Here is a 14917-nt window from a genome sequence, read left to right on the forward strand (position 1 = left end):
TTGCGAAAAGAAAAGCCTCAAACCCTCCAAAGGAAGGTAGGCAATTTGACTCTTCGGAAGAAAAACAGCGTAAAAAAAGAGGCTCCCTAAGGTCGACGACCTTTTGGGACAGCCTCGTTTCTGCATGTAAACTTTCCAAAATTCCTTTAGCTTCCGGATCTGGTGATCGGGTGCTCAAGGTCCGCATGGCCCATAAGCGATTCGACCTTTTCTCCGCCTACGGTAACCTCGATTTGCTTCACCTCGTCGAACTGGAACATCGTCTTTTTCAGCGCATCGATGGCTAGCGCCTCGCCGCCCGCGCCGAGCCGGGCCTCGTCCGGCAGCTCAATATCGAGCGCCAGCTCGCCGTTCGCTTCGGAAAAAGCGGCGCTATTGAGCTTCACTTTCTCCCATAAAGAAATCAAACCTGGATCGGCCGACTGCAGGGCCTTAAACGCTTCTTCATATTTGAGGTCTTCTTGCCCTTTCGGCACCTCAATCTCACGCTCGGCCGGCTTCAATTCTATAAGATCATTATCCGTAAAATAAACCTTAACCGTCAGCTTGACCTGCTCCGATGTTTGCTGCGGCCCGCTTGCATCGGTTTGGCCCGCTCCCTCGCCGCCGGCACCCTGGCTGGAATCGGCCGCCGGGCTCTGGCCATTATTCGCGCCGCCTTCCGCGACGTTCGAAGCATTCCCGGTATCCGCCGGCATAACTGCAGGCTTTTGTCCGCAGCCCGCCAGCGCCAACAGAGCGATGATCAGCAAAAGACATCCCATTTTTCTCATGCCGCTACCCCCTTGTTTATCGTTTATCTCCGACAAAATCACAGGCCCAAATATTCCTTAATCCCCGCAACGACGCCTTCGGCAACGCGCTGTTGAAACTCTTCGCCATACATGAGAGACTCGTCGTTCTTGTTGCTGAGGTACCCCACTTCAAGAAGCACGGCGGGCATCGTCGTCTCGCGGGTCACGTGCAGACTGCTGTAGCGCACTTTGCGATCCGCCAGCCCTGTTGCCTGGACGAGATGACTGTGCATCACGTTGGCGAGGGGGATGCTTTCCTCCCGGGTATAATACGTCTCCGAACCGTTCGGATTGGCCGGCGGATCGATACTGTTGCCGTGGATGGAAACAAACACGTCGGCGCCTGCATCATTGGCTATTTTTACGCGATCCTGCAGCGACAACGTCACATCCGAATCCCGGGTCATTATTAAATCGAGTCCGGGCTCCTGCTCCAACAGAGCCTGTACCTTTAACGCCACCGCCAGCGTAAAATCCTTCTCTTGCCGCTTCGTTACGCTGGTCGCCCCCGGCTGGCCGCCGCCATGTCCTGCATCGATGACGACGATCGGCCTACCGTTTATTCCCCGATCGTGGCCCAGGTTTGCTGCATCCGACGTCAAGTCAACGATGACGAGGCCGTCGCCGTTATTCGTCAGCTTAAATTGGCTGCCGCGGTTTAGATCGATCACGATGCGGACCGTTCCCGGAACTTCGCTGTATATAGAATAGCGGATTTTCGACACGTCCGGATTTCCGGCGGTCGCCAGCTCCCCTTTATTATACTCGTCCAGCGGATATTGCTCCAGAAAAGACTTGTCAAACCCGGCATTCGGAACGTCCACGACGATCCGGTCGGGAGCGGTCATTGTAAACACGTTCGGTTCAACGCTGCCGGATACCGCAAGTATCAACCGGTTTTCTTCAAAGCTCATCCCCGTAATGAGCGTCGGGCTGGTCTGCTCGTTTACCGTACCGCCATTCCCTTCTCCCTGCGGCATATCGGCGGTAATGCCTTTATCGTCGTCTGTGGTAGGGATGTATGTATTATCTTGCTCCGGCTCATCCGCCGGCACCTTGATTTCTCCGTCCGGCGCTGCGGCTCCGCTGACATGCCCGGGCAGAACGCCATCCACCGAACCGCCGACCGGACTGTATAAATACGCGGATTTGGATTCGTTGTTCCAGCTTACATTCAACCCCATTTGCTCGCCGACAAACCGCAGCGGCACCAAAGTCGTATCGCCCTGCAGAAAAGGAGCTCCGTTCAGCTTTACCTTCCGTTCGCCCACAACGGCCGTTTCTTCGCCGATCTTCAGCTTCAGGTTGGTTCCCGCCTGCTTGATCGTCAACGTACTGCTCGCCTTGTCCCAAGCAACATCGTAGCCAAGCCCTTCGACGATCACGCGGATCGGCACCATCACGCTCCCTTGAACAATTCCGGCCTGCGCATTTTCCGGCTGCACCAGCTCTTGGCCGTCCAAATAAATGTGCGTGCCGGACGAAGCCGCATGGCTTAATCCCGGCAGTCCAAGCAAAAAAAGCCACGCAAACAAGAAAAAGCCGATTTTCTTCATGAACCTCATCCCTACCTCACCCTAGTTAAATTTACCGACAAAAAAAATCCTCATCCGCAAAAGGCTGCTAATTACTTCCATAATATCAGAAAATAGCGTCTCCTGATAGACTTATATTTTCAAAGAGCTACAAAAACGGACATTCGGGTGACGCGCGAGCCGTCCACCGAGGCCCAACGAAAAGGATAAGCGCAAAAAGTGCCGTTATTCCGGCGATATCCGACCATTCGAGCGAAATAAAGGAATTTTATGTCGCTATTTTCTTAAGCTCGCCAGAAATCACCTGCTTTCTGATCACTTATAGGAAAATAGGGACAAGAAATGCCGTTAAGGGGGATGAACATACCTGGATCCGGGTAATAAGCACATAAAGCGCCGCTATTTCTGCGGGTCCCGTAAACGCGGCCGCCACCGCCTTATGAACGCAAAAAACCCCCGGTCATAAACCGGGAGTTCCTATTCTTTGACGGCTAAAGTTTAACCGAATCTTCTTTTCTCGTAAGCTGCGATCAAATCCTCGTGCTGCAGCGTCAGGCCGATGTCGTCCAGGCCTTGCAGCAGGAATTGGCGGCGGTGCTCGTCGAGATCAAAAGCGATATTCAGGCCGTGTTCGTCCTTAATCGTCTTTTCTTCCAGATCCACCGTCAGCTTGTAGCCTTCATGGGCCGCCGTGCGCTGGAACAGCTCTTCGACTTGCTCCTCCGACAGCTTGATCGGCAAAATGCCGTTTTTAAAGCAGTTGTTGTAAAAAATATCGGCAAAAGACGGCGCGATGACGCAGCGGAATCCGTAATCGAGAATCGCCCACGGCGCGTGCTCCCGCGAAGAGCCGCAGCCGAAATTCGCGCGCGAGATCAGGATCGATGCTCCTTCATAGCGCGATTTGTTTAAATCAAACTCGGAATTGACATTGCCTTCGGTGTCAAAACGCCACTCGTAGAACAAAAATTGTCCAAACCCCGTACGTTCGATGCGTTTAAGGAATTGCTTAGGAATAATGGCGTCGGTATCGACATTGACGCGGTCCACGGGACCGACGATGCCGGTCAGTTTTTTAAATGCTTCCATCGATCGATTCTCCCCTTTTTACCTTGATTAGCTCAGGACTTCGCTTTTGATTTCCCACTCGCGAACATCGACAAAACGTCCCTTGATCGCAGCCGCGGCCGCCATCGCCGGAGAAACGAGGTGCGTTCTGCCGCCGCGTCCCTGCCGCCCTTCAAAGTTCCGGTTGGAGGTGGAAGCGCAGCGCTGTCCGGGCTGGAGAACGTCCGGGTTCATCGCCAGGCACATGCTGCAGCCGGCATCGCGCCATTCAAATCCGGCTTCCGTGAAAATTTTGTCCAGGCCTTCCTTTTCCGCCTGCAATTTCACGCGGCCGGAGCCCGGTACGACAATCGCCGTCACTTTATCGGAAACCTTGTAGCCTTTGGCGATTTGCGCCGCCGCGCGCAAGTCTTCGATCCGTCCGTTCGTGCAGGAACCGATAAACACGTAGTCGATCTCGATGTCCGTCATCGGCGTTCCCGGCGTCAGGGCCATGTATTCAAGCGCCTTCTCAGCCGCTTTCCGCTCGTTGTCCGTAGCGAAATCCGCGGGATTAGGGACGCGTCCGTCGATGCTGGTGCCCATGCCCGGGCTCGTGCCCCAGGTCACCTGCGGAATCAGCGAATCCACGTCAAATTCGACCACGCGGTCATATTCCGCGCCTTCGTCGGTCGCCAGCTTGTTCCATTCGGCCACCGCTTGCTCGAACGCTTCGCCTTGCGGCACATGCTGGCGCCCGCGCAAATAGTCAAACGTCGTTTCGTCCGGAGCGATCAGCCCCGCTCTGGCGCCGGCTTCGATCGACATGTTGCAGACGGTCATCCGCTCTTCCATCGACAGCTCGCGGATCGCTTCGCCCGTATACTCAATGACGTACCCGGTCGCAAAATCGGTGCCGTATTGGGCGATTACGCCGAGGATCATGTCTTTGGCCGTTACGCCCGGTTTGCGTTTACCGACGAACCGTACTTCCAGCGTCTTGGCTTTGGCCTGCTGCAAGCATTGCGTAGCCAGCACGTGCTCCACCTCGCTGGTGCCGATCCCGAAGGCCAAAGCCCCAAACGCGCCGTGCGTCGACGTATGGCTGTCGCCGCAGACAATCGTTTTCCCGGGATGCGTAAGGCCAAGCTCCGGCCCCATAACGTGAACGACGCCTTGATCGACCGTGTCCAAATCGTACAAAGTTACGCCGAAATCACGGCAGTTTTGCGACAGCGTATCGATCTGCTGCTTGGAGATCGGGTCGCTGATGTTGTAGCGGTCTTTGGTCGGAACGTTATGGTCCATCGTCGCGAAAGTCAGATCCGGACGGCGAACCTTGCGGCCGCTCAGCCGTAGGCCCTCAAACGCCTGAGGCGAAGTGACCTCGTGCACGAGATGCAAATCGATGTAAATAATGCTCGGTTTGCCCTCTTCCTGATAAATCACGTGATTATCCCAAATTTTCTCATACATCGTTTTTTTGCTGCTCATTTTTTTCACCCCACACAAGGAATCGAACCTGGAACAAAGCGGAATGCCGGCGGTTTTACAACCAATTTGACCAGCGCTTTGTATGTTGAATTCAATATAGCACGTTACCGTTAATTGTTCCAAGATATAATAACTATAATTGTGATAGGGGCAGCCTATAAGGAGGGGATATGGAGGTTTGGTTGTCACTTATAAATGCAAGTAAATCAATATCGTGGGACACTAATCCGAATTGAACGGTTTAACCGTTTACAATTTCCCCGCCATTCACGTGCAGAATTTGCCCTGATATGTAAGATGCATCATCGGAGGCCAAAAATACATAAGCAGGTGCCACCTCGAACGGTTGACCTGCTCGCTTCATGGGTACATTGTCTCCAAAAGTGGCAATCTGTTCTGGAGGTAAGGAAGATGGGATTAATGGAGTCCAAATGGGTCCCGGGGCCACACCATTGACTCGAATCCCTTGCGATGCCAATGATAGTGACAGCGAACGTGTAAATGAAACAATGGCTCCTTTTGATGCCGAATAGTCAATTGAATATTGTTCTCCCCGATAGGCACTAATGGATGTTGTATTTATGATAGAGCTGCCTGATTTCATGTATGGCAGAGCAGCTTTCGTCAAAATAAACTGCGAAAAAACATTTGTGTGAAAAGTGCTTGCTCGTTGCTTCGAGTCTATATCTAATAGACTTTCCCTTACATACAATACACCTGCATTATTTACTAGAATGTCAATACGACCATATTGGTCAATTGTTTGCATTACAGCTTGTTGGCAAGGCTGCTCATATCCAATATCGCCTGGAATGATAACGCACTGACGCCCGTATTTATTGATGTAGAACTTCGTTTCTTGTGCATCGCTATGTTCATTTAAGTATGAGATTGCAATGTCTGCGCCCTCTTTTGCGAAGGCGACAGCGATAGCTCTCCCAATTCCACTATCCCCACCTGTAATGAGAGCAACCTTATTCATCAGTTTACCGGCTGATTTGTAATTGGGGTTATCAAATATAGGTCTTGGTATCATGATTGATTCAATGCCAGGTTTACTTTGTTGCTGAGGCGGGAAACCCATCACGCACACTCCTCTCGGCATTCTCCTCTATTGTATGACACTTCGATACAGGTTAATACCTACTCCTTCAAGGCAAAACACTAATAATAGCGTCTCATTTGAAAATCCAGATTCTACACCATCAACTATTGGGGTAACAATAAAATAATAGGTCTTTCCATTTGTTAAACCTGGAATAACAAAATTTCCATAAACGTCTTTAGTGGCTGTAGCAGTCTCCGTATAAACACCAGGCTCAGTCCCGTAGTGAACAGTGTAACTTTCCGCGTTTTCAATCGGATCCCCGTTTAAAGTAACTTTACTATTGACAAGGCCAGATTCTGGATACAGCTTTCGTCGGTATACTACCGGCGGCAGCTTTTTGAATTGGAGGGCATACGAATATTAAATATTTTTTTACACATATTACCTGTTAAAGTTCACGGATACGGTTCAGAGGAGGATCGCCATGGCAAGGCCGCTTGAAGCAAATGTGGAATATCTGAAGCGCACCCTTAGCCATTTTTCCGATGCCGTCTTCAAGGAATTGGATGTAGGGCAAACCGGCTTTCAAGTTATCATTGTCTATCTCTCCGGGATCGCGGACGTCAATGCGATTAATGAACAAATCGTCAAACCTTTGATTTTGGCGGGGCTGGGGAACAACAAACCTGCACTTACCCCGGAAACATTAAAGGAAGGCCTGCTGCAGAAAACCGCTTCACCGATCGCAACTGAAACGGGCGAGTTTCTGAATAGTTGTGTTCTGGAAGTATTGTCGGGGAAGACTTGCCTGCTTATTGAAGGAACCGATGAAGCGCTGATTGTCGAGACCGCAAATTTCCCTGCTCGAAATGTTGAAGAACCCGCAACCGAAACTTTGGTAAGAGGACCGAGACAAGGTTTTGTCGAAGATATGGCCAGCAATCTCGCCATGATCAGACGATTTGTGAAGGACGTCAGTTTCAAAATCGATAACTACCGCGTTGGAAAAAGATCTTCCCGAAACTTGGCCATACTCTATATCGCCGACATTGCCAATCCGGAACTGGTTCAGGACATTAAAAAAAGGATTGAATCCATCGACATCGACGATGTACAAGATAGCGGAATCGTAGAGCAATTGATCGAGGAAACACCATGGTCTCCGTTTCCGCAGCTTCAAGCGACGGAACGCTCGGATAAAGCGGTGAGCGCCCTGATGAGCGGAAGGGTTGTCATCATGCTGGACGGCACGCCGTTTGTGCTGATCGCTCCGATGACTTTTTGGATGCTGGCTCAATCCCCGGAGGATTATTACGAACGGTTCCCGTTAGGGACATTTTTTCGCATTCTTCGTCTAATGGCGTTGTTTATAGCAACTTTCCTGCCTTCCCTATACGTCAGCTTGGTCTCCTTTCATCCCGGGCTCATCCCGCCCGATCTGATCATGTCCATCGTGGCCTCGCGGAAAGGCATCCCTTTTCCGGTCTTTGTCGAGGCTCTAATCATGGAAGTGTCATTGGAACTCCTGCGCGAGGCAAGCCTGCGGCTGCCCAAAGGCATAGGCCAGGTCATCGGCATCGTAGGAGGGCTTGTCATCGGGGAAGCGGCCATCGAGGCGTCGATCGTCAGTCCTTTCATGGTGATTATCGTCGGGGTTACCGCGATCTCATCCTTTGCGAGTCCGCAGTACAGCGGCAGTATCGGCATCCGCCTGCTGCGCTTCCCGGTTATGCTGGTTGCCTCGGTATACGGGCTCTACGGGGTGATCCTGTCGTTCATATTTCTGGGTGCCCATATGGTTCGGATCAAAAGCTTCGGCGTTTCTTACATGGCGCCTTTGGCCCCCATCCGATTAAGTGATCAGCAAGATACTTGGGTTCGCATTCCTTTCAGGTATTTCAAAAAACGTTCATTAACGTTAAAAACTCAGGACGAAACATTATCCCACAGAAAAAGGAAGTAAACCTATGACCGCTTTTAGCTTTCGGTCCCGCCGCAGCCGGCTGCTGCAAAAATGCATTGCCGGATGGATGGCCTGCGCCGTGCTTGCCGGTTGCTGGGACAGCAGGGAAATCGAAGACTTGAGCATCATTCTCGGCGTTGCCATCGATATGGATCAGGATATGCTTGAACTGACTTATCAGCATTTAATCGCTCAGAAAAACCAAGAAAATGCATATGCCAACATAACAACGCTTTACGGGGATTCCATTCAGTATGCCTCCAGGGAACAGGCGAAACAGGTGGCTCATGCTCCCTTGTACAATTTTATCCGGCTGGTCTTGATCAGTGATCAGGCCTTGCGGAAGTGGCGGATCGATCAGTTGCTGGATACATATACCCGCTCCTACAAACCGAGCCGAAACTCGGTTGTTATGGTCGTGAAAGGCAGCGCCAAAGAAGCTCTAGCGAAGATGGGCAAACATAAAGACATCCCTTCCATGGATTTGAGGGATTTAGCCAAAAATAGCGTTTTAAATGAAAAAATACCACAAAGGATCACGTTGGGAGACATTTCGATCCGGATTTCGCAGGGAGCCGATTTTTTAATTCAGCGGCTGGATACCGGCGAAGGCGGCAATCGTCTGACAGGCGCGGCCCTGATTAGCGGCCAAACGAAGAAACTTGCCGGCTGGATTGACGAGGAGGATATCAGCGGGATCAACTGGATGCTGGGAAACACGGAGGGGACCGTTGTTAAAACCGAGGATCCGCGGACAAACCAAACGATGGTATTTGAAGTTGACAGAGTGAAGAGAAAACTCCTCCCGCATGCTGATGGACAGGATATCTCATTTACGGTCCTTATTAAAACCGCCCTTAATCTGAACGAGAACCGGGTTGTCTCTGCCGATCTTCTCAAGGAACCGTTCCTGCAAACGGCCAGGGAAGCGGCTCAGGAAGAAATCAAAGAGAGCGTGCTTCGGTCGTTAAGCAAACTTCAGAAGGAAAAAGCGGATGTGGCCGGTTTTCGCACAAAAATAAAAACGGACTGTCCCGAAGCCTGGGATCGCGTGAAGAACAACTGGCCGGAAACCTTCAGTCAAATCCCGATCGACGTTCTGGTGGATGCCGAAGTAAGGCAAACGGGAGCTTATTCTAAAGGAGCGGGAGCACCATGACAAATCTGCCTACCATGAAACATGAAAAAATCTCCACTCTCCAAACCGTTCTTACGGTCACCTCGACCGTGTACGCCGTGGGAATTGTGAGTTTGCCGAGAAGTATCGCGGAAAAGACGCAAACTCCCGATGTTTGGCAGGGACTGCTCTTGTCCAGCTTGCTGGGTTTGCTCGCCGTTTTTATCAATGTAAGCTTATGCCGGCGATTTCCCGGGGAGACGTTTTACGAGATAAGCACACGGGTTGCGGGTAAATTTTTCGGTTACATCATCAACCTTTCATTTATTGTATACTGCCTATTGGTCTGCTCGCATGTAGTAAGAATGATGGCGGAATTTATCAAAGCTCTGGCTCTGGAGAGAACACCGATAAGCGCAATTCTCATCCCGTTTCTGCTGCTTGTCGGTTATTTGACTTCGGGCGGCCTTCATGTCATGGTCCGGTTGGTGGAGCTTTTTTTCCCCTTAACCTTTGTCGTTTTTTTGCTGCTGGTTATTCTCAATATCAACCATTTCGATCCGGATAACTTGCGTCCCGTTTTTCATAAGGGATGGATGCCGATTCTCCAGTCTCTGGAGGTAGTTCCCTTTTCAACCCTAGGTTTCGAATCCATGCTCATCTTAACGAGTTTCATGGTTCATCCGCAAAAGGCGTGGAAGGCGGGAGCGATCGGCTATTCCGTCGCCATGGGGTTGTATCTTCTCATGGTGACGATGGTTATCGCCTGCATGTCCGTGGAAGAAGTTTCCCGCTTGCAGTGGCCGGTTGTTTCTTTTGCCCAGCAAATCGAATTTCCCGGCGCGTTCCTGGAACGGTTTGAATTGTTGTTTATCGTTTTGTGGACGATTAAAATTTACATGACCACGGCAAATTACTATTTTTACCTCGTCGCCGGGCTCAGCCAACTTACGCAAAAATGGAACAGGTATATCTATTACCTTCCGTTAGTTTTACTGTTTGCCGCAGCCATGTATCCTCAAAATTTTGTGGAAATCGACAGGATGGGCCAATTAACCGGTTATTTCGGAGTCGCTGCTTGCGCTTTAATACCGTTGTTGCTGTTGATCTCATCCTTCATTTTCCGCCGAAAAGGAAGACTCAATGAGGCTTAGGGATAGACGGGAAAACGCAGTCCGGACGCTCAATATGGAATATCCAACGGATGAATCGCAACCTCATCAAACCTCGAAGCCGCTGCCACCGACTTTAGCCCGATTTTGCCATGCAGGAACGGTCTATCGCTGCGGTCGTCATATTCCAGCACCGGCTCGCTGCCGCCGTCGGCATAGACGGTAATTCGTGTGCCGGCGGCGGCAACTTTCAAGTGCATCCATTCCCCCGCAGGCGGCATAGAGTAGGCGGCGTCCGCCAAAGGGATCGTATCGTAATGATGCTTCACCAGATGTATCCCGGTTCCGTCCGCATACACATAGTATCCTCGCAGGAAATCATCGCGGTTTTGGTTCAGTTCCAGTCCGTTTGCAGGGTCCGTGACCCGGATCATAAGGCCGGTCTGACCGCCTTCCTCCGGTACGGTAAGATCTGCTTCCACCGTATAATCCGTCCAGCCGTACTCGCCGGTTACGATTTTCGCCGGTTGCAAGGACGATGCGCGCAGCTGGCCATCCTTGACGGACCAGACTCCTTCGTAACGGAACCATCCGGAAGTGTTTCTCCCCTCAAACCCATCCTTGGTTTCCGTTACTGGCGTGAATTCGCCGGCTGCCATCCAGGCGAAATCCATGGAGCCCTGCTGCACATCCAGCTTCAGGGCTTGCAGACCGCTTTCCAGCTTCACTCCGTGGAACGATAGCGTCTCCCATTGTCCGGGATTCGCGGGCGGTTTCACTTCAATGGCCGGCGCCGCTTTCTTGTTTCCGTCCGAAAGGCTGAACTTCACCCCATCCGGCCCGGGAGCCACGCGAAAATGAATGCTGTAGGTCCCGCTGCGGGTTACGTTCACCCGGTAGCTTAAGGTAGTGCCTTTCGCCAGTTTGGCGAGGTAATAACCGCCGTTCCCGTCATCGGCGGCGGGGGCTTTGGTTTCCGCCACATTTTCCGCATGAATGGCATCCACTACGCCTGGCATCGGAGCATAGGCCAGCCGATCGCCGCTGCCGTTCACTTTATTGCTGAAGGCGGCATATCCGAAACGTGCGCCGGCGTTTTGGACGGCGTAACCGATTTGTCCCCCGCCGGCCGCTTCCGCCAGTTGGAGCGTAAGAAGCTGCATGCCCGCAGTATACACACGGACCGTCCGATTCTGAACCTCCAGCCGCAAATTTTGCAGAGTGCGGATATCGAGATTGTCCGGGATTCGCTTTTTCTCCATAGCGACTGGTTTCCCTTGCCGGTATACCTCGGCCGTAATTTCACGGGACTCCGCATCGAGCAGAACGATGCCGAAGTTCTTATCGTCCGTATAGGAGAACACAACCCCCGCTTTACCTCCTTGACCTTCCGAACGAAGCTGTACATGAAATTCCGCAGTGTAGTCGGATTCGGCCGCCGGTTCAGCCAGCAGCATGGAGCGTCCTTGCTTTCCTTGGGCAGCGGCGATCAGCCCTTCCCCCGCACTCACGGACCACTCGCCTTCCCCTGACTTTTTCCACTCCATCCCGAGCTCGCTTCTTTCAAACCGGTCGCTGAAAGACGGCGGATCAGGCGCCGGCTGCGGGCCGTCCACCGGTCCGTGAACCTTGAAACGGCTGCCGTTCCAGACCAGACGGTCTATGTTCATATGGCGGAGCGGACCAACGACACCGGGGCCCTCCAAATTGTGATAGATCATATATTGCGTGTCCAAATCAGGCCCGGTCACGATGGAATTGTGACCCAGCCCCACCGTCGGCCCGTCCGCGCGCAGGAGGACCGGATTGCCGGCAAAACCTGCGAATCCCGTGAGCGGGGAATCGCTTACCGCCGCATCCACCCGGTAACCGTTGCTGAACACATGATTCCCCGTATACGTCATGTAATATTTTCCTCCCCGCTTAAACACTGTCGGGCCTTCCGTCCATCCGCCCATGTAGGCCCCGGTTTGCGTTTCTTCCGGAGCGACGGTGAGCGGATCGGTCATAGGCGCGGCTTGAATCCCCGATGTGCCGGCGTAGTAAAAATACCACTTCCCATCGTCATCCACGAAAGTCGCACCGTCGATCGTACGGCCGAAATTTCCCGTCGCCACACGGAACGGCCCGGTCGGCAAATTGCTCTCCAGCACGTAGTGCCCCTTACCGGCCGGAGAGGTGTACATATAAAACTTCCCGTTCCAGTATCTTACTTCCGGCGCGTAGGCGGCCGTCGTTATCGGATCCTCCGTGCACAGCCCTTCATACTTCCATTTAAGCAAATCGGCCGAGCTCCATACTTTAACCCCGGCGTCCGTATCTCTCGTGCTGACATATAAATAATAATACCCGTTATAGGAGAACACGAACGGATCGCCCAGTCCATATTCCTCCCATTCATCCGGCAGCGTTATCGGATTGGTATATGTATGGATTGCGGCGGGCTGAATCACTGCATCCGGCCCCTTAGAGTCGCACCCGGCTGCCCCCAGCCCCAAACAAATCATCAAAAATCCCGCCCAATACGCTTTTCTCATGGCTCTCCCCCTCAAACCAATTCGGTAATTCCGAACTCAAGAGAAACACATAGTTCATTTTATTACAATAATATTGTATCATTAGGGCCGATTATACGTTTGCAAATTCAATTTGTCAACGTTTACATTCAGTAATATTGTAATATAAAAATAAAAAAATCATCTGTTACTGTATTTTTGTAACAAAAGACTTTTAAGTTATTTTCACCAAACCGCCGCGCAGCGCCATGACCACGGCCTGGGTCCGGTCCTCGCAGCCGAATTTTTGCAGGATCCGGTGAACATGGGAGTAATGTAGGGGAAATCAAATTTAACGGTTGCAGCAGAGCTTATTTCGCTTTATTCTCAAGGATTCTGGCCTTTTTACCCAATTAAGCGCTGTTATAACCGTTAGAAATTGAAATCCGTCTTTTCGGCTAAATAAGCGCGGTTACAACCGTTAGCGATAGACGGGAGCCCCGACACCGGCCGTTAACTCCCGGATTGTTCAACTAAACCAGCACAAGCAGCACCGGCAGCACGACAAACGAAGCCAGCGTCGTCCACATGATGCATCTCGATACCAGCCCGGGCGCGGCGTCAAACCGTTCGGCCAGAACGACGGCGTTCACGGCGACCGGCATCGAAGCCAAAATGAACAGGACGGAAAAAAGCGTACCCGTAATGCCCAAAACCGTTAAAGCGGTATAAGCGGCAACGGGCGCCGCGGCCAGCCTTACGGCAATGCCGGCCCAAACTGCGGATCGCTTGGCGGTTGCGGCGTCCGGCCTTCCGACCTTCACCATCTGCGCGCCCAGCACCGTCAGTACAACCGGCGAATAAGCGTCCGCCACCATGGAAATCCCTTGGGTGATCTCTGCCGGGAGCTGCAGGTGAGTCATGCGAAGAAAAAACGCCACGGCCGCGGCATAGATCGCCGGCAGGGCAAACACCGACCGGATCGCGCTTTTTACGGAAAACTGCGAGCGGGCGGCAAAATACACGCCAACCGTGTTAACGATGATCATCTGCGTGATGACATAAAGCGAAGCTTTATCGAGCCCGAGCTGACCGAAAGCGAGCAGCACAAGCGGCAAGCCGTAGTTGGCGCTGTTCGTCAGCGTCGATATGAGCGTAAGCCCGGCCGCTTCCGGCGCGTCCAGCTTCAGAAGCCGGCCCCCCGCCTTGGCAAGGCCCCACATCAGCACCAGGTTCAACAAGGAAAACCCGATCGTGCTGAACACATCGCCCGAGGAAATATGCGCGTTCATCAGCGTATCGAAAATGATCGCCGGACTCAGCACATACAAATATAAAGTCAGCAGCGGCTTGGTGTCCAAACCGCGAAAACGCGCCAGCAGCGCGCCGGCAATTACCGGAATCGAAAGCGGAACGATTACATGAAGCAGCGTAGCTAAAACCGTATGTATCATAGTTGCCGGACTCCTCTGCTCGCTTGATAGTTTTGTTTTGCCCTATTGTACCCCTGTCCGCAAAAGGCGTCCAAGACCTGAAAACAATATAACTAATAGCTATTCCCTATAACTTTTCCGCGTATTTTAAGCCTGAAAGGTTAGATTTGGGAAAATCTCCGGCCACCAAAAAAACAGCTCCACCAGGTAGATTCACCTAAAGGAGCTGCTTTTTCATATGAATGTTCGTGCACGCAAGCTGCAGGTTCAACCCGCGGGCTTAAAACGAATCGACTCCCATCACATGGTCGAGCGGAATCGGCCCGATGCTGCGGCTGTCGTTGCTGTTGTTCCGGTTGTCGCCCATGACAAACACGTAACCGTCCGGAATGTCCCAAACCTCTGCGGCTCCCGCGTTCATTTTTTCCTTAATATAAGGCTCGTCCAGCTGCTCCCCGTTGCGGAACACATGTCCGTCCTTCACCTCAATCGTATCTCCCGGCAGGCCGATCACTCTTTTGACATAGAAAAAATCCTCCTGTCCACTGCCGGATAACCAGGTAATCAAGGGATGCTCTTTAATGTCGTCCAAAAGCGTACGGCTGCGGTCGACCCGGCTGTCGAGAATGACGATATCGCCGTATTCCGGCAGCTTCTCCAGCACATGCGCAAACTTCCAGGCATAAATGCGCTGCTTGTCGTTCAGCGTCGGTTCCATTGAATGGCCGTCTACCCGGTAAGGCTGGATCACAAAAATGCCGATAATCATGCTTAACACAAATCCAAGCGCGATAGATCCGCCCCATCCGACAATTTCCTTCAACCATTTCTTCAAACGAAAAACCTCCAGAATAATAACTTTAACTTTTCCATCTATTA

Annotated in this window: 11 protein-coding genes and 1 pseudogene; 3 read left to right on the plus strand and 9 right to left on the minus strand. The window is 52.0% G+C overall.

Annotated features, from left to right (window positions below):
- Nucleotides 1-146 precede the first annotated feature (146 nt).
- From NYE69_RS22180 to NYE69_RS22200, 5 genes are all read right to left on the minus strand, one after another.
- Entirely contained in the window at nucleotides 147-773 is a 627-nt protein-coding gene (locus NYE69_RS22180) for a GerMN domain-containing protein (protein WP_340927975.1), read from the minus strand.
- A 38-nt stretch (nucleotides 774-811) separates the two neighbouring features.
- Nucleotides 812-2350, minus strand: coding sequence for an N-acetylmuramoyl-L-alanine amidase family protein (locus NYE69_RS22185; protein ID WP_340927976.1), 1539 nt, complete (start codon nucleotides 2348-2350; stop codon nucleotides 812-814).
- A 477-nt stretch (nucleotides 2351-2827) separates the two neighbouring features.
- Nucleotides 2828-3418, minus strand: coding sequence for a 3-isopropylmalate dehydratase small subunit (gene leuD, locus NYE69_RS22190; RefSeq protein WP_036623768.1), 591 nt, complete (start codon nucleotides 3416-3418; stop codon nucleotides 2828-2830).
- A gap of 27 nt (nucleotides 3419-3445) precedes the next feature.
- Complete coding sequence (gene leuC / locus NYE69_RS22195; protein ID WP_340927977.1) at nucleotides 3446-4870, minus strand: 3-isopropylmalate dehydratase large subunit; 1425 nt, start codon at nucleotides 4868-4870, stop codon at nucleotides 3446-3448.
- Between the two features lie 241 nt (nucleotides 4871-5111).
- Nucleotides 5112-5954 carry an SDR family oxidoreductase gene (locus NYE69_RS22200; RefSeq protein ID WP_340927978.1) on the minus strand — a complete coding sequence of 281 codons (843 nt, stop codon included), beginning with the start codon at nucleotides 5952-5954 and terminating at the stop codon, nucleotides 5112-5114.
- Between the two features lie 448 nt (nucleotides 5955-6402).
- On the opposite strand from NYE69_RS22200, the gene NYE69_RS22205 reads away from it, so the two are divergent.
- The 3 genes from NYE69_RS22205 to NYE69_RS22215 are packed head-to-tail and all read left to right on the plus strand — an operon-like array spanning nucleotide 6403 to nucleotide 10152.
- Nucleotides 6403-7881 carry a spore germination protein gene (locus NYE69_RS22205; RefSeq protein ID WP_340927979.1) on the plus strand — a complete coding sequence of 493 codons (1479 nt, stop codon included), beginning with the start codon at nucleotides 6403-6405 and terminating at the stop codon, nucleotides 7879-7881.
- A gap of 4 nt (nucleotides 7882-7885) precedes the next feature.
- Nucleotides 7886-9040: a Ger(x)C family spore germination protein gene (locus NYE69_RS22210; RefSeq protein ID WP_340927981.1), complete on the plus strand. Its 1155-nt coding sequence runs from the start codon at nucleotides 7886-7888 to the stop codon at nucleotides 9038-9040.
- The gene (locus NYE69_RS22215) at nucleotides 9037-10152 is read left to right on the plus strand and encodes a GerAB/ArcD/ProY family transporter (RefSeq protein ID WP_213511098.1); all 1116 of its coding nucleotides are present in this window, start codon (nucleotides 9037-9039) and stop codon (nucleotides 10150-10152) included. Before NYE69_RS22210 ends, NYE69_RS22215 begins: the two co-directional genes overlap by 4 nt.
- Before the next feature lie 29 nt (nucleotides 10153-10181).
- Here NYE69_RS22215 and NYE69_RS22220 read toward each other — a convergent pair whose 3' ends face one another.
- The 4 genes and pseudogenes from NYE69_RS22220 to lepB all read right to left on the minus strand — a co-directional run bounded on the left by NYE69_RS22220 (nucleotide 10182) and on the right by lepB (nucleotide 14873).
- The gene (locus NYE69_RS22220; protein WP_340927983.1) at nucleotides 10182-12647 is read right to left on the minus strand and encodes a family 43 glycosylhydrolase; all 2466 of its coding nucleotides are present in this window, start codon (nucleotides 12645-12647) and stop codon (nucleotides 10182-10184) included.
- Between the two features lie 193 nt (nucleotides 12648-12840).
- A pseudogene (locus NYE69_RS22225) lies at nucleotides 12841-12936 on the minus strand (helix-turn-helix transcriptional regulator); the annotation flags it as partial.
- Between the two features lie 202 nt (nucleotides 12937-13138).
- A complete protein-coding gene (locus tag NYE69_RS22230; RefSeq protein WP_340927984.1) occupies nucleotides 13139-14059 on the minus strand; it encodes an AEC family transporter in 921 nt (306 codons plus the stop codon).
- Between the two features lie 259 nt (nucleotides 14060-14318).
- Nucleotides 14319-14873 (minus strand): signal peptidase I, encoded by a 555-nt coding sequence (lepB, locus tag NYE69_RS22235; protein ID WP_283776265.1) that lies wholly within the window; start codon nucleotides 14871-14873, stop codon nucleotides 14319-14321.
- Nucleotides 14874-14917 lie beyond the last annotated feature (44 nt).

This window comes from Paenibacillus sp. FSL R5-0527 (genome assembly GCF_038008055.1).
GTDB classification, from domain to species: Bacteria; Bacillota; Bacilli; order Paenibacillales; family Paenibacillaceae; genus Fontibacillus; species Fontibacillus macerans.